The organism is Grimontia sp. SpTr1, assembly GCF_947387585.1.
Taxonomy (GTDB): Bacteria; Pseudomonadota; Gammaproteobacteria; order Enterobacterales; family Vibrionaceae; genus Enterovibrio; species Enterovibrio indicus.
The window spans coordinates 37386-60383 of sequence record NZ_CANDOD010000015.1 but is presented as its reverse complement, the minus strand read 5'-3'; the positions used below and the strand labels follow the sequence as shown (position 1 = coordinate 60383).

General features: G+C 50.8%; 12 protein-coding genes. 8 read left to right on the top strand and 4 right to left on the bottom strand.

The window, feature by feature from the left end:
• Window positions 1-4: 4 nt before the first annotated feature.
• Window positions 5-499, bottom strand: coding sequence for a putative 4-hydroxy-4-methyl-2-oxoglutarate aldolase (locus QL223_RS19015; protein WP_281545643.1), 495 nt, complete (start codon window positions 497-499; stop codon window positions 5-7).
• Window positions 500-1244: 745 nt separating this feature from the next.
• Between QL223_RS19015 and arcA the strand changes: the two genes are divergently transcribed.
• Window positions 1245-1964, top strand: a complete 720-nt coding sequence (gene arcA, locus QL223_RS19010) for a two-component system response regulator ArcA (RefSeq protein WP_281545642.1) — start codon at window positions 1245-1247, stop codon at window positions 1962-1964.
• Between the two features lie 118 nt (window positions 1965-2082).
• Here the strand turns inward: arcA and arcB are convergent, their stop codons facing one another.
• The 3 genes from arcB to QL223_RS18995 form a co-directional block, all read right to left on the bottom strand.
• Window positions 2083-4434 (bottom strand): aerobic respiration two-component sensor histidine kinase ArcB, encoded by a 2352-nt coding sequence (gene arcB / locus QL223_RS19005; RefSeq protein ID WP_281545641.1) that lies wholly within the window; start codon window positions 4432-4434, stop codon window positions 2083-2085.
• A gap of 139 nt (window positions 4435-4573) precedes the next feature.
• A complete protein-coding gene (locus tag QL223_RS19000; protein ID WP_281545640.1) occupies window positions 4574-6334 on the bottom strand; it encodes a GGDEF domain-containing protein in 1761 nt (586 codons plus the stop codon).
• Window positions 6335-6465: 131 nt separating this feature from the next.
• On the bottom strand, window positions 6466-7392 hold the full coding sequence (locus QL223_RS18995; RefSeq protein ID WP_281545639.1) for a TIGR01212 family radical SAM protein: 927 nt from the start codon (window positions 7390-7392) through the stop codon (window positions 6466-6468).
• Between the two features lie 573 nt (window positions 7393-7965).
• Between QL223_RS18995 and gltB (QL223_RS18990) the strand changes: the two genes are divergently transcribed.
• The 7 genes from gltB (QL223_RS18990) to btuF all read left to right on the top strand — a co-directional run bounded on the left by gltB (QL223_RS18990) (window position 7966) and on the right by btuF (window position 22913).
• Window positions 7966-12513, top strand: a complete 4548-nt coding sequence (gltB, locus tag QL223_RS18990; protein ID WP_281545638.1) for a glutamate synthase large subunit — start codon at window positions 7966-7968, stop codon at window positions 12511-12513.
• A complete protein-coding gene (locus tag QL223_RS18985) occupies window positions 12506-13975 on the top strand; it encodes a glutamate synthase subunit beta (RefSeq protein WP_281545637.1) in 1470 nt (489 codons plus the stop codon). The genes gltB (QL223_RS18990) and QL223_RS18985 overlap by 8 nt, the downstream gene beginning before the upstream one ends.
• Window positions 13976-14423: 448 nt before the next feature.
• Window positions 14424-18890 (top strand): glutamate synthase large subunit, encoded by a 4467-nt coding sequence (gltB, locus tag QL223_RS18980; RefSeq protein WP_281545636.1) that lies wholly within the window; start codon window positions 14424-14426, stop codon window positions 18888-18890.
• Between the two features lie 11 nt (window positions 18891-18901).
• On the top strand, window positions 18902-20317 hold the full coding sequence (locus QL223_RS18975) for an FAD-dependent oxidoreductase (protein WP_281545635.1): 1416 nt from the start codon (window positions 18902-18904) through the stop codon (window positions 20315-20317).
• 108 nt (window positions 20318-20425) lie between these two features.
• Window positions 20426-21127, top strand: coding sequence for a 5'-methylthioadenosine/S-adenosylhomocysteine nucleosidase (mtnN, locus tag QL223_RS18970; RefSeq protein WP_281545634.1), 702 nt, complete (start codon window positions 20426-20428; stop codon window positions 21125-21127).
• Window positions 21127-22092: a cobalamin biosynthesis family protein gene (locus QL223_RS18965; RefSeq protein WP_281545633.1), complete on the top strand. Its 966-nt coding sequence runs from the start codon at window positions 21127-21129 to the stop codon at window positions 22090-22092. The genes mtnN and QL223_RS18965 overlap by 1 nt, the downstream gene beginning before the upstream one ends.
• On the top strand, window positions 22092-22913 hold the full coding sequence (gene btuF / locus QL223_RS18960) for a vitamin B12 ABC transporter substrate-binding protein BtuF (protein ID WP_281545679.1): 822 nt from the start codon (window positions 22092-22094) through the stop codon (window positions 22911-22913). The genes QL223_RS18965 and btuF overlap by 1 nt, the downstream gene beginning before the upstream one ends.
• Window positions 22914-22998: the final 85 nt, after the last annotated feature.

The window sequence follows — 22998 nt, the reverse complement described above, 5'->3', positions numbered from 1 at the left end:
GCTTTTAAGATGGCTTGCCAAACTCTAGCGGGTGCTGACTGATCATCACACCATTAAGATCAGCAAACAGATAATCCCCTGGAGAGATGGGAACCCCTTCAATACGGAGCTGAACATCTTCATCGCCCAGACCACGCTTTTCGGTTTTGATCGGGCAAACGCCCAAGGCTTTTACGCCAAGCGCCATCTCACTTAATGCACCAGCATCACGGACAGCACCATAGATCACTATGCCTTCCCAACCATTTTCTACCGCTCGCTCGGCCAGCAAGTCGCCCAGTAAAGCTTTATTGAGATTGCCATGTCCATCCACGACCAAAACGCGACCCGCACCGGGCTTACCCAGAATATCACGCACCTTGGAGTTGTCTTCATAGCAACGAAGCGTTTCCACCCGGCCAAAGAAAACGTGCTTTCCACCAAAATCTCGCCACTGAACAGGTACCCATTGCACTTCATCGCCATGTGCATCACTGATATCAGGCAGTAAGTCTTCCATGCTTCCTCCTATCAAGTATCTGTATCAAGCTAGCAAGATCCGCCCGCTTCGCCTTTCCCAACTTCCATAAAGCTGGCATAGCTCACTCAAACTTTGGTGTTAGTGACAAAGTGGGAGTGAGTTGTGGTCAATTTCGGAAACTTACACATAATTCCAAGTAACTCTTGGATATAAAGGGAAAAAGCGTGTGTGTAACGGTACGCAATTTTCTCCTTTTTAGGCGTGACTGGCAGAGTGCTCTCAACAGGAGATAGTTGACCGGTATGCAACAAAATGGTCTGATAAAAGCGTTTTTACACAATATTCACACCTGTGGTAATAGTACGAAAAAGTTAATTCGAGTTTGTAAAATTCCGCGGAGTTTTTAAACCAGAATTCCACCAAATGCGACCACAGAGGGCGAGATTGACGTATATCAATAAAGATTGAAAAAAGTTGCGTTGATTTATTACTAAATATTGTTAGCACGCTGTTAAATGAATACAATCAGCGCTATCCAAAGGATTAGCTGGTCAAAATGAGTTGACCAGTAGTATGCAGGGCGAAAAATCGCAACTGCAACCAGCTTCTCTAGGGATGGCGTTTGTATCAGGAAAGTATGCTCGTAAAGCGCATCAATCGGTTTGATATACTTTTCCTGTTTGTAAATTTTCTTCACAGGGTCGATAAGACACTGTGGTTGATTGGGGAGACGCCTTTTCGCTGTCCCCAGTACCAGATTCCTTAAAGAAATTAGGTAACGCCAATGCAAACCCCTCACATTCTGATTGTTGAAGACGAACACGTAACTCGTAATACGCTGAAAAGCATCTTCGAAGCAGAAGGTTATACCGTTCTGGAAGCCAACGATGGCGAAGAAATGCATCAAGTGCTTTCTAACAATCAGGTTCACCTGGTTATCATGGACATCAACCTGCCTGGTAAAAACGGTCTTCTGCTCGCTCGTGAACTGCGTGAGCAAGGTGATATGGCGCTGATGTTCCTGACCGGTCGTGACAACGAAGTTGACAAGATCCTGGGTCTGGAAATCGGTGCGGATGACTACATCACCAAACCATTTAACCCACGCGAACTAACTATCCGTGCACGTAACCTGCTGACCCGTGCGATGAGCCAAGGCGCACTGCCAGAAGACAAGCGTTCTGTTGACCGTTATGTGTTCAATGGCTGGACGCTGGACATCAACAGCCGTTCACTGATCAGCCCAGAAAGCGAGCAGTTCAAACTGCCACGCTCTGAGTTCCGTGCCCTGCTGCACTTCTGTGAAAACCCGGGCAAGATTCAAACCCGTGCAGATCTTCTGAAGAAGATGACCGGACGTGAGTTGAAACCACACGACCGTACTGTTGACGTGACTATCCGTCGTATACGTAAGCACTTTGAGTCTTTCGGTGACACACCGGAAATCATCGCGACGATTCACGGTGAAGGTTACCGCTTCTGTGGTGAGCTGGAAGAAGTCTAATTTCTTCCGGAAAGCTTATAAGAAAGGCCTGCAATGCAGGCCTTTTTGTTATCTGAAAGTCTTTTATTGAAGAAAAGGAACCTCGAAATTTAGGCTCCTTCTCCTAACTTGTGAGCGGCTAAACCTCTTTAGAATAATCCTCAAGCCACTGTTTGAGCACTTCCAGATCCTGAACATAGCCTTCTTTGATTTCATCGACCCAGTCAGCAATGTTCTCCCACCAAGCGGGCAGCTCTGGCGATTGTGCTTTCTGCGCCACTTTCTGGATATGTTTCAGACCGATTGACCCTGCTGCACCTTTGATTTTGTGTGCTTCACTGGCAATACCATCCTGATCTTTCGCCGTCATGTTGCTTTCGAGGATCTGGATGTATTCCGGCATCAAGTCTTCAAACATCTTGATGCTCTGGAACACAGGCTCAGGACCTACGATATCAACGTAGGAGGTCAGCATTTCCAGATCAAGAAGCTTATCCAACATGTCATTACCCGGCTTCTTACGCTTTTTCACTTCCGCGGCTTCTGTCGCGACAGGACATTGCAGCGCGAGCCGCTCTATCACCTCTGCTACTGCAGAGACACTGATCGGCTTGCTAATCGCATCGTCCATGCCATTTCGGATGTATTCGGTTTTGTCTTTAATGACATTCGCGGTCAACGCCACCAAAGGGGGTAATGCATCACCACTGTTTCTCAGCGTCTGGGCAATATCAAAGCCTGTCATGTCAGGCAGCTGGATATCAAGAAGCAGGAGATCGTACTCAGATTGCGGGTACATGTTCAGTGCTTCCTGCCCACTCCTTGCAACATCCACCGAATGGCCCAGACTTTCCAGCAGATTGGTGGCTACCGTGATATTAAGTTCAATGTCTTCCACCAACAGAATGTGCAATGGACTTTGCTCTGCGTTCACCTTCTCTTTATTCGACACCGGTGCGCACACAGGTACAGACAATGTCACGGTGAAGTTACTGCCTTCCCCAACCTCACTGTCGACAGTAATATCGCCATTCATCAGTCGGGCTAATTTACGGGAAACCGCCAAACCAATCCCGGTACCCACTGCATGAAGATTGTCTTCTCCTTGCTTCACCTGATAATACATGGCGAAGATCTTGTCTTGTTCTTCCTGCGGTATACCGACGCCGCTGTCTTCCACATCAAACTGCAAGTGCGCCATATCGTCTTCAATGTCGCAACTGACTGTGACATTCACAGCCCCCTGCTTGGTAAACTTCACCGCATTGCCGACAAGGTTCCAAAGGATCTGACGAAGACGTGTGGCATCCACTTTCACTGCAGGTGGTAAATCCGTCAGCCTGTCCAGTGTAAAGCGAAGGCCATTTTGCTGTGCCATCAGTGCACTGATGTTTTCAATCTCAGAGACAAAGTCTGGGAAGTCCAAAGGCTGTGGCATCAACTCAAGACGGCTTCGGTCAGACTTATCCATATCAATGATGTCGTTAAAGATATTGCCCAACGTAATCGCACTGACATGAATGGTTCTGAGGTACCCCAACTGCTCTTCAGACAAGCGGGTTTCAAGCAGCATTCGGCTGAGACCGACAATACCGTTCAGCGGCGTACGAAGTTCGTGACTGATGGTAGAGATAAACGCGGTCTTGTCCCGGCTCGCCTTTTCGAGCGCATCCTGATAACGCTTACGTTCAGTGATCTCACGACCAAAACCGACAAGACCAAGGCGTCTGCCATCGCGTGAGTAGAAAGGTAACTTGCGCAGTTCAAAGTAAGCCTTGCGGCCGTCTTTGTATTCCAGCCACTGCTCGTAAGTCAGAGACACATTGTTATCAAACACTTGTTGGTCAGTTTCCACCACCTTGCTGGCGATGTCTTCACGGTAAACATCCCAAGGTGTCAGACCCACCAGATCTTTTTCTTTCTTACCGGTTAAATCTTCCATCGCGCGGTTACAACCGGAGAACTGGCCTTTTTCATTACGGTAGTAAATCAAATCCGGTGAAGCATCAATAAACGAGCGCAGCAGCGCAGTTTGCTCTGCCAATTCCACCTGCGCCTTTTCGCGCTGATAGACCTCGTTTTCCAAATCTTGCATCGCTTCTTCGCGTGCTTCCTCTGCGCGTTTACGCTCCTCTATTTCCAAGTTTAGCTGGGTGATATTTTCGGTTAGCTGGCGGTTGAGCTCCATATCACGGGCGCGCATTTCTTCGAGCTTGGAAACCAGTTTGGATAATCGCTGCCGGGACTCTTCAAGCTGATCGACGACGACAGAAAGGAAATACACCGCCCAAGGAGTGATAAGCAAGCCAAAGAAAACGGAGCGAACGATATCGGTGTCATGCACCGTGCCGTTCAAAACAAGGGTAATACCGACTTGCACAATCACCGCGAGGGCAACAAGAGCCAGCGCCAGCAACATACTGAACCTGACCAGCCCAAGCTTGACCAGCAGATCCACGTAGTACTGTGCTAAGAGTTTAATTTGCTTCATTGAACATCCAGATCAACAGAAATAAGGAGTGGCTGAATCGGCCTTGAATCAGCTTGGGAAAATAATAACGCTGAGGACGGAGAAGCTAAAGAAAAAGGGACGGATTACTCCGCCCCTTCGACAAATTAAGTATCAAGAATTATGCATTGGCCGATAATGGCGCTTCTTGCAGTGACGGACTGGATGCCACTTGGTTTCTTCCGGCATTTTTCGCACTGTACAGTGCTCGGTCGGCCAAAGAGACTAAGTCGCCATAGTCCTGTCCGGTAACCGGGTATAGCGTCGCAATCCCCTGGCTGAGGGTGATCTTGTCGGCCACTTTGGAAAACTCGTGAGGAAGTCCTGCGGCTTTCAGTTCGTCGGCGATATTTTGAGCCACCACCAGCGCGCCATGCTCAGTGGTGTTGGGAAGAAGAATCGCGAATTCTTCCCCACCATACCTGGCCACCGCATCCAATGGACGACGGATAACACGCTGGAAAACATCAGCCACCCGTCGTAGCGCTTCATCCCCCTGCTGATGACCATAGTTATCGTTGTACGGCTTAAAGTAGTCGATATCACAGAGGATCAGCGAAAGCGGCTCTTGTTCACGGATGTGCGAGTGCCACATCTTCACCAGTTGCTCGTCAAAGCTGCGTCGGTTTGCCACCTTGGTCAGGCCATCGACAAAGCTCAGCTCTTCCAGCTCCATGATGGCGTCCGCAAGCTGTTGCTGAGTGGCTTTACGCTCAGTGACGTCACGGGCAATCACCAGCACACCAATGGTGTCATCTGTCGGGTCGCAGAACTGGGTTTTGGTGAGTTCATACCACACCATGGTGCCATCACGCTTCATCACCAAATCTTCGTATTTCACTGTGTCGCCATTTTCGAGCACAGGAGCGTCAATCTTACGGTGTTGCGCAAGCACTTCCGGTTCCATCAGATCTTCAGCATTCTCGCCTTCAAGATCATCATGCGGGGCGCTCATTGCTTCTGCAAAGGCTGCATTCCCCCCCAGAAACTCATAGTTTTTGTTGTAGATGCCAATCGGGTCAAGACTGGCCTTAAAGATGGAGGTCAGCACATTACTGTGTTTTTTGAGCTGCTGCTCAACTTCCTGACGAGCTTCAATCTCTTGCTCCAGCGACTGTCGCATCATGTGCCAGTTGGTCACATCGTGGCTGATGCTCAGCGTACCGAATATGCTGTTTTCGTCATCAAGCAGCACGGTCTGGTTAGATTCCAGCAGACAACTGTCACCATTAGGATTCGTCGTCCAGCTTTGCTGTGTGCGTCTTCCTCGGGTGCTGCCGTCAGCAGAGAAAATCAGGCCTTCCTGTTCCCGCCCTTTCCAGAACCTGTCGTAAGCCAGGTTTGAGCCAACAATCCTCCCTTCTTTATCCTGAAAACAGATCAATTCAGACAGAGAGTTAATGACACTTCGGAATATCTGGCTATCGTTTTCGGCAAACGGCTCGCTGTACACGGCTTCAGATTTAGGCTCAAGCGAAACAATCCAGATCCTCTGCCCGCCACACCAAACAGGTAGACCAGAGAAACGGGCATGACGCGGAGTACGATGATCAGAAACGGCGCGAAAATCTGCCGTCATTTCAACAAAAGGATGGGGCCAGCGGCGCGATGCCAATAGCGCGTTAATGGTTTCTTGTTCGCGCTCTCCACGAATGCGGAACTTGTATCCACGCAATTCGACATTAAACAGACGCACAAAGCTACGGTTCGCATACAAGATGCTTCCGTCTTTATGGTTGATGATTGCTTTTGGAGAATGGAGATTGGCTAGATAGAGTTGCCAGGTTTTCATCGACATCACGCGTCGATGGGAAACCCAGACCATTCCTAATAAAAAACCTACCAATAGCAATAACGAGGCTACCGGTAACCACTCAATCATCCTTCCACCTCTTGCCCGTCATCCCTGAAGAAGCATTTTTTGAATAAAAATCACGCTTCATCTTGCCACACGGTTATGAAAGAAAACGAATAGCCCTCATTGATTTTGCGAGGTATCAAACGTTGGTCACATTATTGAGGAAAATGAAATGGCTGACTCGTCAAGCTACCCTGAACGCCTTTCACATTCAGCGCTCGAGCAATACCTGTCATCGCGAGCCAGCGGTTTTCACACCATTCTGGCGCCAGCAAGGTAGGCTTGCGAGCATTAGCAGAAACGCGGTGATAAACCACCTCTGCCGGTGTGCGCAAAATCATTTCAGATGCACTCTCGACATAATCGTCAAGTGAAATTGCATCAAGTCGCCCTGCCCGCCAAGCCTTTGCCATCACCGCCCCCTCTACTATATGTAGTGGGTGAAGTTTAATACCATCGGTTCCCGTCTCTATCACCCTATCAATCGTATTGATGTGATCGGCTCTGGTATCTCCGGGCAAACCGACGATCAGATGCGTACAAACATTTAACCCTAATGCACGCGCCTTTCGGGTTACCCCATCGTAACAGGTAAAATCGTGACCTCTATTGATGCGTTTTAACGTGTTGTCGTTGGCTGTTTGCAGACCAAGTTCCAACCAAATCTCGAATCCCTGTTCTTTATAGTGGGCAAGAAGATCAAGCACGGCATCTGGCACACAGTCAGGTCGGGTTCCTACACAAAGGCCAACGATGTCTGCGCTTTTCAACGCCTCCTCATACATGGCTTTGAGCTTTTCCACTTCCGCATAAGTACTGGTGTAAGCCTGAAAGTAAGCCAGATAACGCTTAGCTCTGTTTACTTCCGTTGCTCGCTGAGCAAGCTGCGTGGTGACAGACAACTGTTGTGCCGTTTCATCGGCAAACGAGGCCACATTACAGAAGGTACATCCGCCCCTTCCTAACGTACCGTCCCGATTAGGACAACTGAAACCGCCATGCAGAGTGAGTTTGTGAACTTTTTCGCCATACCTGCGTTGTAAATCCTGACCAAAGGTATTCACCAGTTGATGAAGTTCCATCGTCGACCGCCCGAAAAGTTGGATAGAGGTAAAAAGCGCGCGATCCTAACATCCGACAAAAAGAGAAAACCTCGATCAAATCAATATTGGATTAAGTTTTCATCAACAAACTGAAAGTTTATTACATTTATTTTACACATTGAAAAGTCACACTTCTCACCCACTTCCTACATATTCATCGAATTACCCTTATGGCGAATTTTTATTCATTTGAAATAAAAATTCAGTCTAACGGAACCGTTTGCATAGCAATCAAAGTGCAACTTTTTATGGTAATTAATTTTCCGAAAATGTAGGATAGCTACAGCTGCGTCCAAATTGTGAGCAATAAAATTCGCCAAATAGCGCCATGTTTTAGTGTGTTATATGGGTAATTACAAAAAACGCAGCATTTCTGCATAGAATTGCAAAAGGAGATGGTTACTGCTTTTAGGCAGTGATCGGGCTTGGTTGCCGCGAATAAACACATTTTGTGGATTCAAACTTGGCGACCGCTCAGCTGTGCCCGCAACAGGTACAGCAAGGGAAGACAAATGCTCCCCCTGCATTTGTGTCAACTGGAAGGACGTAAACATGACTGATTCAGTGCTACGCACCGAGGGACTTTATGTGCCCGAAATGGAACACGACGCCTGTGGTATCGGCTTCGTTGCCCACCTGAAGAACAGAAAGTCTCATGCGATTGTTACTCAGGCACTTGATATGCTGGCGCGCATGGAACACCGTGGCGGCCAGGGCTGTGACCCATGTAGTGGTGACGGTGCAGGTATTCTTTTACAAAAACCCCATGAATTCTTACTCGAAGAAACCCGCAAGCTAGGTATTCAACTGCCTTCATCGGACAAATACGGTGTAGGTGTGATGCTGTTCCCGAAAGACGAGAACAAACGCCAGCAATGCCGTGAAATCTTCGAGCGTAATGCCAAACGTCTCGATCTCGAAGTGATTGGCTACCGTGTTCTGCCAACCGACAACTCAATGATCGGCGCAGACCCTCTGAGCACAGAACCTCAGTTTGAGCATGCTTTTGTTACAGGCGGTGTCGGCCTGTCTCTGGACGAGCTTGAGCGCAAATTGTTCGTATTGCGTAATTACACCGTGCGCGTGTGTCTGGAGAGCGTCTCAAACATTGGCGACGACTTCTATATCAACTCTTTCTCTGCGAAGACACTGGTTTACAAAGGCCAGCTGACCACCGAGCAGGTACCTCAGTACTTCCTCGATCTGCAGAACCCGTCAATGGTGACGGCGCTGGCACTGGTTCACTCGCGCTTCTCGACCAACACCTTCCCTCGCTGGCGTTTGGCACAGCCTTTCCGCTATATCGCACACAATGGTGAAATCAACACCGTTCGCGGTAACCTTAACTGGATGAAAGCGCGTGAAGCTCTGTTGGAATCAGAGCTGTTCACTGACCAAGAGCTGAAAATGCTGCTGCCAGTGTGTCAGGAAGGCGCATCGGATTCTGCAAACTTCGATATGGCGCTGGAACTGCTGGTTCTAAGTGGTCGAAGCCTGCCACACGTGCTGATGATGATGGTACCGGAAGCGTGGCAAGAGAATGCGAACCTGGATCCAAAGCTGCGTGCTTTCTATCAGTACCACGCAAACATCATGGAACCGTGGGATGGCCCGGCGTCTGTTTGTTTCACTGATGGTGTGAAAGTAGGTGCGACTCTCGACCGTAACGGTCTGCGTCCAAGCCGCTATACAGTCACTAAAGACGATTACCTCATCATGGCATCTGAGTCAGGTGTGGTAGAGATTGAGCCGGAAAACATTCACTTCCGTGGTCGCCTGCAGCCTGGCCGTATCTTCGTAGCGGACCTTGAGCAAGGCCGCATCATTTCTGATGAAGAAGTGAAGAACGAAATCGCTTCGGCACAGCCATATCAGGAGTGGGTTGAGAAGAACCTGCTGCACATTGATAAGCTGCCAGAAGCTGACACCAAACATCATCAGCCGTCTCCTGAGCGTCTTCTGCATCATCAACAAGCATTCGGTGTGACCTCTGAAGAAGTGAACGAAATCATCGTTCCTATGGCAAAAGACGGCAAAGAAGCACTAGGCGCTATGGGTGCTGACTGGCCACTGGCAGTACTGTCACACCAGTCACAGCATCTATCTAACTACTTCAAGCAGCTGTTTGCGCAGGTCACGAACCCGCCAATCGACCCAATTCGTGAGCGCATGGTGATGTCGCTGAAAACGTATCTGGGTAAAGATCAGAACCTGCTGACCGAATCGCCTATTCACTGCCGCAAAGTTGAGCTGGAATCGCCAGTACTGAGCAATGCTGAGTTGGAAAAACTGCGTGCGGTTGACAACGATCACCTGCAAGCAAAAACACTGGATATCGTATTCCGTGCCAGCGGTGAGCCAGGCAAGCTTGAGCGTGCGTTGAAGCGCATCTGTCAATACGCGGAAGATGCCGTGGTTGATGGCTACTCCATCATCCTGTTGACTGACCGTGCAGTGAACTCTAACCACGCTGCTATCCCAGCGATGCTGGCTGTCGGTGCGGTTCACCACCACCTGATCCGCAAAGGTCTGCGTGCGAAAGCCGACATCGTGATTGAAACCGGTGACGCGCGTGAAACCCATCACTTCGCCACACTCGTTGGCTACGGTGCGAATGCTGTTAACCCGTACCTCGTCTACGAAACGCTGGTGGATTTGCAGCGTAAGAAGAAGCTGGATCCGGAAGCGGATGTGGATGTGCTGTTTGAACAGTACCGCAAAGCGATCAACGCTGGCCTTTTGAAAATCTTCTCGAAGATGGGTATCTCAACCCTGCAGTCTTACCATGGTGCGCAAATTTTTGAAGCGCTGGGTATCAGCAAAGCAGTAGTCGACAAATACTTCACCGGCACCGTCTCCCGAATTCAGGGTCTGTCGATTGACGATATCGCGAAAGAAGTATTGGTTCGTCACCGTCTGGGCTACCCAACACGTGAAATCCCTGTCCAAATGCTGGACGTAGGTGGTGTTTATCAGTGGAAGCAACGTGGTGAGAAGCACCTGTTCAACCCTGAAACTATCCACTTGCTGCAAAACTCCACCCGTAACAAGGACAAAAAGCAGTTTAAAGAATACTGCCATGCAGTAGACAGCCAAGGCGATGATGCTGCAACTCTGCGTAGCCAGTTTGATTTCGTGAAGAACCCTGCTGGCAGCATTCCTCTGGACGAAGTTGAGCCAGTTGAGAACATCCTGAAGCGTTTCGCGACAGGTGCGATGAGCTTTGGTTCTATCTCTCATGAGGCGCACTCTACGCTGGCGATTGCCATGAACCGTATCGGCGCTAAGTCGAACTCCGGTGAAGGTGGTGAAGACCCAGTCCGTTTTGACAAGAAAGAAAACGGTGATTGGGAACGCTCTGCCATCAAGCAGGTGGCTTCTGGCCGCTTCGGTGTCACTTCTTACTACCTTGCCAATGCTGATGAAATTCAGATCAAGATGGCGCAAGGCGCGAAGCCAGGTGAAGGTGGTCAACTTCCAGGTCACAAAGTTGATGACTGGATTGGTCGCACCCGTCACTCCACCCCAGGGGTTGGTCTGATTTCGCCACCGCCACACCACGATATCTACTCTATCGAGGACTTGGCACAGCTGATTTACGACCTGAAGAATGCAAACCGTAAAGCACGTGTGAACGTGAAGCTGGTTTCTGAAGCGGGTGTCGGCACCATCGCTTCAGGCGTAGCGAAAGCAAAAGCAGACGTGGTTCTGATTGCTGGCTTCGACGGCGGTACCGGTGCATCGCCACTGTCTTCAATCAAGCACGCAGGTCTGCCATGGGAACTGGGTCTGGCTGAAACGCACCAGACACTGCTGAAAAATGGTCTGCGTAACCGCATCGTGGTGCAATCTGATGGTCAGATGAAAACCCCTCGTGACCTTGCTGTAGCTACCCTGTTGGGTGCTGAAGAGTGGGGTGTAGCAACCGCAGCGCTGGTTGTTGAAGGCTGTATCATGATGCGTAAGTGTCACCTCAACACCTGTCCAGTTGGTATCGCGACCCAGAACAAGACACTGCGTGAGCGCTTCGATGGCCGCGTAGAAGACATCGTCACCTTCTTCACCTATATGGCTGAAGGTCTGCGCGAAATCATGGCTGAGCTGGGTTACCGCTCTATCAACGAGATGGTGGGTCAGTCACAGCACCTGAAAGTCCGCTCTGATATCGGTCACTGGAAATACCAGAATCTGGACCTCAACGTTGTTCTTTACAAAGAAGAGCCACGTGAAGGCGACGCAATGTACTGCCAGCGCGAGCAAAACCATGGTCTGGAAACCGTGCTTGACCGCCGCCTGATTGAAGCCGCATCCAGCGCGCTGAAAGAAGGTCGTAAAGTTGATGCCGAGTTCGCGATTGTGAACACCGACCGCAGTGCCGGTACCATGCTGTCGAACGAAATTTCGAAAGTGTACAAAGATCAGGGACTGCCGGAAGCAATGAGCGTGAAGTTCAAAGGTTCTGCTGGTCAAAGCTTCGGTGCCTTCCTCGCGAAAGGCGTGAACTTCACCGTTGAAGGTGATGCGAACGACTACTGGGGTAAAGGTTTGTCTGGCGGTACGCTGGTACTTTACCCAGACGCGAAGAGCGACATCATTGCCGAAGACAACATCGTTGTCGGTAACGTCTGTTTCTACGGTGCAACCTCGGGCGAATCTTTCATCCGCGGTGTAGCCGGTGAGCGTTTCTGTGTACGTAACTCAGGCGCGAAAGTGGTTGTCGAAGGCATCGGTGACCACGGCTGTGAATACATGACCGGCGGTATTGCCATTATTCTGGGTCAAACTGGCCGTAACTTCGCTGCGGGTATGAGTGGTGGTGTAGCTTACGTTTGGGATCAGTTCAATGACTTCGAATCCAAACTCAACCCTGAGCTGGTGGATCTGGATCCGCTGGATGAAGAAGACATCGCACTGCTGAAAGAAATGATCAGCAAGCACCATGCGCTGACAGGCAGTACGGTTGCAGAAACATTCCTTGCGAATGTTGAAGAGAACCTTAAGTCTATCGTCAAAGTCATGCCACGCGACTACAAAGCTGTGTTGCAAAAACGCAAAGAAGAAGCCGCTAACAAGGAAGAAGTGGAGGCTGTAAATGGGTAAGCCAACCGGATTTCTAGAATTTGGCCGTGAACTGCCGGCCAAAAAAGACCCTGCCGTTCGTATTCAGGACAATAAGGAATTTGTACTGAACGACGAGTTTGGCGAAAAAATTAATGAGCAATCTTCCCGCTGTATGGACTGTGGTGTGCCTTTCTGTCACAACGGTTGTCCTATCGGGAACATTATTCCTGAGTTTAATGACGCGGTTTACCGCGACAGCTGGGAAGAAGCTTGGAACATTCTGAGCTCAACGAACAACTTCCCAGAGTTCACTGGCCGGGTTTGCCCGGCTCCATGTGAAAGCGCTTGTGTCCTGGGGATTAACCAGGACCCAATCACCATCTGTAACATTGAAAAAACCATCGTGGAAACCGCATACCGCGAAGGTTATGCCAAACCGAAAACCCCGACTGCCCGCACGGGCAAGAAAGTGGCGATCATCGGTTCAGGTCCTGCAGGTCTTGCAGCGGCTGAGCAGCTCAACAGTGCTGGTCACTCGGTGACTGTGTTTGAGCGTGATGAAAAAGTCGGTGGCCTACTGCGTTTTGGTATCCCAGACTTCAAGCTGGGTATGGACGTGATTGACCGTAAAATCAGCCTGATGGCAGAAGCGGGTATCGAGTTTAAAGTTAACGCTCATGTTGGCGTTGACGTTAATGCTCAGCAAATCCGTCAGGATTACGATGTCGTACTGCTGACTGGTGGTTCTACCGTGCCGCGCAACCTGCCAATCCCGGGCCGTGAGCTCAAAGGCGTGCACTTTGCAATGGAATTTCTGGGTCAGAACAACCGCCGTGCAAACGGCATGGATCTGAAAACCGAAGAAATCCACGCCAAAGGCAAACACGTTGTGGTTATCGGTGGTGGTGATACAGGCTCTGACTGTGTGGGCACATCAAACCGTCATGGTGCGGCAAGCATTACTCAGGTGGAAATCATGCCGATCCCACCAGAGAAGCGCCCTGCAAATATGCCTTGGCCTCAGTACCCGATGATCTTGCGCACGTCGACTTCTCACGAAGAAGGCTGTGAACGTCACTGGAATATTCTGACCAAAGAGTTTATCAGCGACGAAAACGGCAACGTGAAAGCACTGCGCATGGCTGACATCGTATGGAAAGACGCAGCACCTGGCGAACGTCCAACCTTCGAAGAAGTAGCAGGCTCTGAGCGTGAAATCCCATGTGATCTGGCATTCCTGGCGATGGGTTTCTTACACCCAGAACCACACGGTGTGCTGGCACAACTTGATGTGGCACTGGATGACCGCGGCAATGTTGCAACACAGGACTTCCAGACCAACCAGAAAGGTGTATTCGCTGCAGGCGATATGCGTACAGGCCAGTCATTGGTCGTACGTTGTATCAATGAAGGCCGTGAATGTGCCCGCTCTATCGATGCATATCTGATGGGCGGCACCAACCTCGAGGCCAAAGCGGACTCACTGATGCTCTCCGCATAAAAATAACGAGTGTTATCTTCCAGTTTTGCCAGCCCTCTGCGGCTGGCTTTTTTCGTTTTGAGCCCACATAAAAGCTTCACCGACCAAAAATTGAAAGCTTTTCATAAATAAGCCCCCAGATAGACCAAGTTAATCTCTGCGACAGACTTAAAAAAACCGCCATAAAATGCTGCATGTAGGCAGTGCTTTCGACATATATAGCTGTTAATCGCCAAAGTTAATGTAATGTGACGAAATTTGACCTCTTCATCATTAACGGATAAGTTGATTGGCTCGCATACCCATGTGACCTGACGCAACAAAGTTCAGGCCATATGGGTATACGTAAAATCGAAACTGATTTTTCGGTAAAACACACTCCCAGGAAGGGAGGCCACTGAAAATCAGATGCCAGGACGGCATGAAAAACTGCAGTCGCTGCGTAACGCAGTCGCAAGGGAGAATTGCAATGTCGCTGTATGACCCAATGCTGGAGAAAGACAACTGCGGCTTTGGCCTGATCGCTCATACCGAGGGTGAAGCCAGCCACAAACTTGTCCGAACCGCAATTTCCGCACTGGACCGGATGACCCACCGAGGCGCAATTAACGCTGATGGGAAAACCGGTGACGGTTGCGGCTTATTACTTCAAAAGCCCGATAACTTTTTCCGAATCATCGCTGAAGAGAACAACTGGACCCTCAGTAAGCTCTACGGTGTAGGCATGATTTTTCTGAGCAAAGATCCTGCTAAAGCGAAGCGCGCTAAAGAGATCTTTGAACAGGAAATTGCAGCCGAAACCCTTTCTATCGTGGGCTGGCGTGAAGTGCCAACCAACGAAGACGTGCTGGGTGAAATCGCCGCCAGTTCTGTACCGAACATCGAGCAAGTGTTCATCAATGGCCCAGCAGGTTGGCGTGCCCGCGATTTGGAGCGTCGTCTCTACATCGCCCGTCGTCGCGCTGAGAAAGCGCTCGCAGACGACCCGGATTTCTACATCACCAGTCTGTCTACGCGCACCATTGTTTACAAAGGTTTATGCATGCCAGCAGACCTGCCGAGATTCTATTTAGACTTGGCAGACTTACGTCTTGAGGCGTCTATCTGTCTGTTCCACCAGCGTTTTTCAACCAATACCACCCCGAAGTGGCCGCTGGCACAGCCTTTCCGTTATCTCGCCCACAACGGCGAAATCAATACCATTGAAGGTAACCGTCAATGGGCGCGCGCCCGTGCATACAAGTTCAATTCACCATTGCTGCCTGATCTGAAACAGGCCGCCCCATTTGTGAATGAAACCGGCTCTGACAGCTCCAGCCTCGACAACATGTTGGAAGTTTTCCTCGCCGGCGGTATGGATCTCTTCCGCGCGATGCGAATGCTGGTGCCACCTGCATGGCAGAACCACCCAGACATGGACCCGGATCTGCGCGCATTTTACGATTTTAATTCCATGCACATGGAGCCGTGGGATGGCCCTGCTGGCATCGTAATGTCCGACGGACGTTATGCCGCTTGTAACCTCGATCGTAATGGTCTTCGCCCTGCCCGCTATGTGGTGACAAAAGACAAACTCATTACGCTGGCATCCGAAGTCGGTATCTGGGATTACGCCCCGGATGAAGTAGCGGAAAAAGGTCGTGTTGGACCGGGCGAACTGCTGGTTATTGACACCTTCGAAGGTGAGATCTGGCATTCTGCCGATATCGATAACGATCTGAAAAGCCGCCACCCTTACAAAGAATGGCTGGACAAAAATGTTAAGCGCCTGACACCGTTTGAAGAACTGCAAGCAGAAGACTCTTCCGGCCAGCGCGGCATGGATGACGATGAGCTGCATGTATTCCAGAAACTGTTTGGCGTTTCGAGCGAGGAGCAGGATCAGGTACTTCGCGTACTAGGTGACATCGGTCAGGAAGCCACAGGCTCCATGGGTGACGATACCCCAATGGCAGTGCTTTCTTCGAAAGAACGCCATGTCGCTGATTACTTCCGTCAGAAGTTCGCTCAGGTCACCAACCCACCAATCGATCCACTACGCGAAAATCACGTGATGTCGCTGGCGACCTGTATCGGCCGTGAAATGAACGTGTTCTCAGAAACCGATGGCCACGCCCAACGTGTTGCGTTCAAGAGCCCGGTGCTTCTGTATTCCGATATGGTTCAGCTGTTGGAGCTGGATGATGAGCATTATCGCAACAGCATCATCGACATCAACTTCGACCCAAATGAGAAAGATCTCAAGCAAGCGATTGTCGATCTGTGCGATCAGGTTGAGCGCGTAGTACGCGACGGCACTGTACTTGTTGTTCTGTCCGACCGCGGTATTTCGAAAGACAAATTGCCGATTCCTGCGGCAATGGCAGTGGGCGCAGCTCAGAAACGTCTGGTGGACGCGCAGCTTCGCTGTGATGCCAACATCGTGATTGAAACCGCCTCTGCCCGCGACCCACACCAGTTTGCAGTGCTGCTTGGTTTCGGTGCGACAGCGGTATATCCGTACCTCGCTTACGAATCCATTGGCAAGATGGTCGAGAAAGGTGTCATCCAGAAATCCATGGGTGATGCGATGCTGAACTTCAGAAACGGCATCAACAAAGGCCTGTTCAAGATCATGTCGAAGATGGGTATTTCGACCATGGCCTCTTACCGCTGTGCACAGCTGTTTGAAGCTGTTGGCCTGAACAACAATGTGGTTGAGCTTTGCTTCAAAGGCGTCGCCAGCCGCATCCAAGGCGCAGATTTTTCTGACTTCCAGCAGGACTTACACAACCTTGCGCGCAGAGCATGGCTGAAACGTAAGCCCGTCGAGCACGGCGGTTTGCTGAAATATGTCCACGGCGGTGAATACCACGCCTACAACCCGGATGTGGTCAACACGCTTCAATCTGCGGTTCGCTCCGGCGAAGCGATGGATTACAAAACCTACGCGGAAACTGTCAACAGCCGTCCAGTCTCGTCACTGCGCGACTTGATGACGTTGAAACCTGCCGACAAACCAATTTCTCTTGAGAAAGTGGAAGCAGCAACAGAGCTCTTCAAACGTTTTGACTCGGCTGCCATGTCAATCGGTGCATTGAGTCCAGAAGCGCACGAAGCCCTGGCGATTGCGATGAACCGTCTGGGTGGTAATTCCAACTCCGGTGAAGGTGGTGAAGATCCACGTCGCTTCAACTCAGAGCGTAATTCACGCATCAAGCAAATCGCTTCAGGTCGTTTCGGTGTGACACCACACTACCTCACTAACGCTGATGTGCTGCAAATAAAAGTGGCACAAGGCGCAAAGCCGGGTGAAGGTGGACAACTACCTGGTCACAAAGTCACAGCTGAAATCGCACGTCTTCGCCACTCGGTGCAAGGTGTGACCCTGATTTCACCACCGCCGCACCATGATATCTATTCGATTGAAGACTTGGCGCAGCTGATTTTCGATTTGAAGCAGGTAAACCCTGACGCACTGGTTTCCGTGAAGCTGGTTTCTGAACCAGGCGTGGGCACCATCGCAGTGGGTGTCGCGAAAGCGTATGCGGACCTTATCACTATCTCAGGTTACGACGGTGGTACCGGCGCAAGCCCGCTGACTTCCGTGAAATACGCTGGTAGCCCTTGGGAACTTGGCCTTGCTGAAACCCAGCAGGCATTGGTCACCAATGGCCTTCGCCACAAGATCCGTCTTCAGGTTGATGGCGGCCTGAAAACCGGTCTGGATATCATCAAAGCGACTATTCTGGGGGCTGAAAGCTTCGGCTTTGGTACCGCGCCAATGGTTGCGCTGGGTTGTAAATACCTGCGTATCTGTCACCTCAACAACTGTGCGACCGGTGTAGCAACGCAGGACGATACCCTTCGCCGTGAATACTTCAAAGGCTTGCCAGAGCAGGTGATGAACTTCTTCAAAGGCCTCGGCGAAGAAGTGCGTGAACTGATGGCAGAGCTTGGCGTTGAGAAGCTCACTGACCTGATTGGCCGTACCGATTTGCTCGAAGCAGTCGATGGTTTCACCGCCAAACAGCTCAAACTGGATCTTTCAGACATTCTGGAAAGCCCGCAGCCTAAGCCGGGTAAATCCGTGTTCTGGAGTGAGCCAAACGCACCGTTTGATAAAGCGGAGCTTAACCAGAAGCTGCTGGAGACCTTTGAAAAGGCGATTGAGGAGCGCCGCTCAGCCAGCGCGTATCTCGACATCCGAAACACCGACCGCTCGGTGGGCGCATCACTCTCCGGTGCCATTGCTAAACGTTATGGCAACCAGGGCATGGCGGCATCACCACTTGAAATCAACCTTCAGGGTACAGCTGGTCAGTCCTTCGGTGTCTGGAACGCCGGTGGCGTTAACCTTACCCTGACCGGCGATGCCAACGACTATGTCGGCAAAGGTATGGCTGGCGGTAATATCGTGATCAAGCCGCCAGTTGGTTCAGCCTTCGATTGCCACGCATCTACCATCGTCGGCAACACCTGTCTTTACGGCGCAACGGGCGGCAAGCTCTTTGCAGCAGGTAAAGCCGGTGAGCGTTTTGCGGTGCGTAACTCTGGCGCCCAAGCCGTCGTTGAAGGTGCAGGCGATAACGCCTGTGAATACATGACAGGCGGTATTGTGGCGATTCTTGGCCATACCGGCGTGAACTTTGGCGCAGGCATGACAGGTGGTTTTGCTTATGTGCTTGATGAAGCTGGAGACTTTGCAGGTCGCGTTAACCCTGAACTGGTCGAAGCCTTGTCACTCGACAATTTGGCTATTCATCAGGAACACCTCCGTGGTCTGATTGATCAACACCTCGAACTGACCGGCTCCAGCCGCGCTCAGGAAATTATCGCGGACTTTGAACAATGGATCAGTAAATTCTATCTGGTGAAACCGAAATCAGCGGACGTGCGTTCCCTGCTGGGTCACCAAAGCCGAAGCGCAGCTGAGCTGCGTGTTCAGGCGCAGTAACGGAGGACCCTATGAGCCAGAACGTATACCAGTTTATAGACGTGCAACGTATCGACCCTCGAAAGAAGGCGATCAAAACACGTAAAACCCAGTTCGTTGAAATCTACGAACCTTTCACCCACAAGCAGGCTTCGGCGCAAGCCGACCGCTGTCTGGACTGTGGCAATCCTTACTGTGAGTGGAAGTGCCCGGTGCACAACTACATTCCGCAGTGGCTGAAGCTTGCCCAGGAAGGACGCATTATTGAAGCGGTTGAGCTATCGCACCAGACCAACAGTCTGCCGGAAGTCTGTGGTCGCGTGTGTCCACAGGACAGACTGTGTGAAGGCTCCTGTACCCTCAACGACGACTTTGGCGCCGTCACCATCGGTAATGTTGAAAAGTACATTACGGACAAAGCGTTCGAAATGGGCTGGAAACCAGACATGTCAGGCGTCACTTTGACTGACAAGAAAGTTGCCATTATAGGCGCGGGGCCTGCTGGCCTTGCCTGTGCGGATGTCTTGGTCCGTAACGGCGTTAAGCCTGTGGTATTTGACCGCTATCCGGAAATCGGTGGCCTGCTGACCTTCGGTATTCCGTCATTCAAACTCGAAAAAGACGTGATGCGAAACCGCCAGCGCGTCTTTACCGAAATGGGTGTCGAGTTCCGACTCAACACTGAAGTGGGTAAAGATGTCGAGCTGCAGTCTTTGGTTGATGAGTATGATGCCGTGTTCCTTGGCGTTGGCACCTACAAATCCATGCGTGCAGGTTTGGAAAACGAAGATGCGCCGGGTGTATTTGATGCCCTGCCGTTTTTGATTGCCAATACCTACCGCGTAATGGATTTAACGGAAAATCCGCCGGAATACATTGATATGGCTGGTAAGAAAGTCGTTGTTCTTGGTGGTGGTGATACCGCGATGGACTGTGTCCGTACTTCGATTCGCCAGAATGCCAAAAACGTTATCTGTGCTTACCGTCGTGATGAAGCCAATATGCCGGGTAGCCGCCGCGAAGTGAAAAACGCGCGCGAAGAAGGGGTGAACTTTATGTTCAACCTGCAACCGCTGGGTATTGAGCTCGACGCCAGTGGCAATGTGAGCGGCGTGAAAGTGGTGAAAACCGAGTTGGGCGAGCCAGATGAAGCGGGCCGTCGCCGTCCTCAACCTGTTGAAGGCAGCGAGCACGTGCTGGACGCGGATGCTGTGATCATGGCCTTTGGTTTCCAACCACACAAAATGGCATGGCTGGAACCGTTTGGTGTCGACCTCGACCAATGGGGACGCATCAAAGCACCCGAGCAATCTGATTACGCTTATCAAACGTCTAACAAGAAGATCTTCGCGGGTGGCGATGCCGTGCGTGGCTCTGATCTCGTGGTCACCGCTATCGATGAAGGCCGTAAAGCGGCAGAAGGCATTCTCGATTATCTCGAGGTATAAGCCGACTTCAAAACCGACAGAAAAGTGCCTGCAAAGGCACTTTTTTTTCGCCCCAATTTTCGCCCGTGATACACTCTCGCTATTCCCTGATTATCAAAGAGCAACAAGATGAAAATCGGTATTATTGGTGCCATGGAGCAGGAAGTAACCCTGCTAAAAAGCAAGATCAACAACTGCCAACTGCAAGAGATTGGTGGCAGCAAGTTTTATACGGGTGACTTGAATGGTGTAGACGTGGTGCTGCTGCAATCAGGCATTGGTAAAGTGGCGGCGGCAGTGGGTACATCCATCCTGCTTGAGCGTTTCAAACCAACAGCTGTGATCAACACAGGTTCTGCGGGCGGCTTCGATACCAGCCTGAATCTGGGTGACGTTGTGATTTCTACGGATGTGGCTTACCACGATGCTGACGTGACCGCATTTGGTTACACCATGGGTCAAATGGCTGGCCAGCCAGCGACTTTTACCTCTGACGCAAAGCTGATGGATGTGGCAGAGCAAGCACTGGCTGCGATGGAGCCAGCGCCACACGCAGTTCGCGGTCTGATTTGTACCGGTGATGCGTTTGTGTGTACCTCTGAGCGTCAAAACTACATCCGTGAACACTTCCCAACTGTGATTGCAGTAGAGATGGAAGCAGCTGCAATTGCTCAGGCGTGTCACCAATTCAAAGTCCCGTTTGTGGTAGTTCGCGCTATCTCTGACGTTGCTGATAAAGAGTCGCCAATGACGTTTGATGAATTCCTGCCGCTGGCAGCGAAAAGCTCAAGCGCCATGGTTGAAAAAATGGTCGAGTTGCTGAAAGCGTGATGACCGAGCTCTCCACACCGTTTGAAGCACTGTTAAACCACACCACATTGCTTGCGATGTGGGGAGCCCTTATTTTGCATTGGTTCTTCCCAGTGCCTGCCTATATCAGCCCTGTTACCATATGGCGTCGCGTTGCCGAAGCCATCTCCAACAAGGTCAATCACGAAGAAGACTCTCCGGAGCAGCAACGCCTTTCCGGCGGTTTAGCGCTCGCTGTGATGTGGCTGACCCTAGCAATGCTTTTAGTCGCCTTAAAGCAAATTGTCTGGATTGGCTGGTTATTCGACCTTCTGTTGCTTTGGCTGGCATTAAGTTGGAAGCCCCTGACTGAGCTCGCGATGCAGGTCGAGCAAGCGCTCATTCGTGACGACAAGCCTGCAGCTCGAACCCTGCTGTCACAAACATTGAACCGCGAAACCCATTCACTCTCTCCAGTTGGTATTGCCAAAGCCAGTTGTGAAACCCTGTTGGTTGGATATGCACGAGGTCTAGTCTGCGTGCTGTTCTGGTATGCCGTATTCGGTGGTATTGGCGCATTTCTTTACACGCTGGCAGCGCAGCTTGCCCGTGTCTGGCCTCCCCGCCGACAGGAGTTCTCCCAGTTTGGATTGGCAGCGTCTGGCTTTCTTGCTTTGCTCGATTGGATGCCATCACGCTTATTTGCGCTTTTAATTGCCGCAGGACATCGCTTTGAGCCTGCACTCACGGCAATCCGTGAACATGGACAAAGCTGGTCAGTGAACGGCGCGGGCTGGCTCCTTGCCGCCTCCGGCGCCAAACTGCAGCTTTCCCTGGGTGGACCCGCTATCTATGACAGTGAAAAGTGCACACGTCCCAGTATTGGTGGAAGCGTTGCTGCTTCTTCTATGCACCTAGCACTGCTGAATCAACAACTGAGGCAAAAGGCCTTGCTCTGGATCCTCATCCAAAGTTTCCTGATGTGGTTTGCCCACGGATTATTATGATGTTCCGTTTTTTACTGGTTTTACTTTTTCTTCCATCCTTCACCTTTGCCGAACCGCTGCGAGTTATCAGCCTTTCTCCCCATACCACAGAGCTCGCGTATGAAGCAGGGCTGGGAGATAACCTGATTGCAGTCAGTGCTCACAGCGATTACCCACCAGCAGCATTGGAACTTGAGCAGGTAGCCAACTACCGCGGGATCAATATTGAACGCGTGGTGACGCTTAAACCGGATTTGGTGCTGGCGTGGAAAGGCGGAAATCCAGATAAAGAGCTCGCCAAGCTCGAAAGGCTTGGCATTAAGGTGTTCTACTCAAATCCACACTCTCTTTACGACGCTGCCGATAACATTGAAAAGCTGGGTGAGTGGTCAGAAAACCCGACTTTAGCCAAAGCTCGCGCTGATGGCGTTCGTGAAGAGCTGGCAAGCATTGAAGCAGCGCAAGCGGGAAAGTCCAAGGTATCCTATTTTTACCAACTCAGTGAATCACCGTTGCTCACAAACAACGGCGATCATTGGCCACAGCCTCTGTTTTCTCTCTGTGGCGGCGAAAACATCTTCGCAGAAAGCGCCGCTCCTTATCCTCAGGTCAGCATGGAGCAGATTGTAGTGAGAAAACCACTAGCGATTTTTTACCCTGCGGATCGTGAGAAACCTATGGCTGGTTGGCAAAAATGGCAGGACTTTATCCCCGCAGTAAAAAACAGCGCTATCTTTGCAATAACCGGAGACTGGCTGAATCGTCCAACACCAAGAGCACTAAAAGCAGTAAGACAGATATGCCTCGCGATGGATAAGGTAAGAGGCGATCTCGATCACTAATTCAAATAGTGGCTTGCAGAAGCTCTGTCTGTTGGATTGCCCGCCACCAAGTTTCACGTAAAATCGCGCGCGCTCAACCAATCCG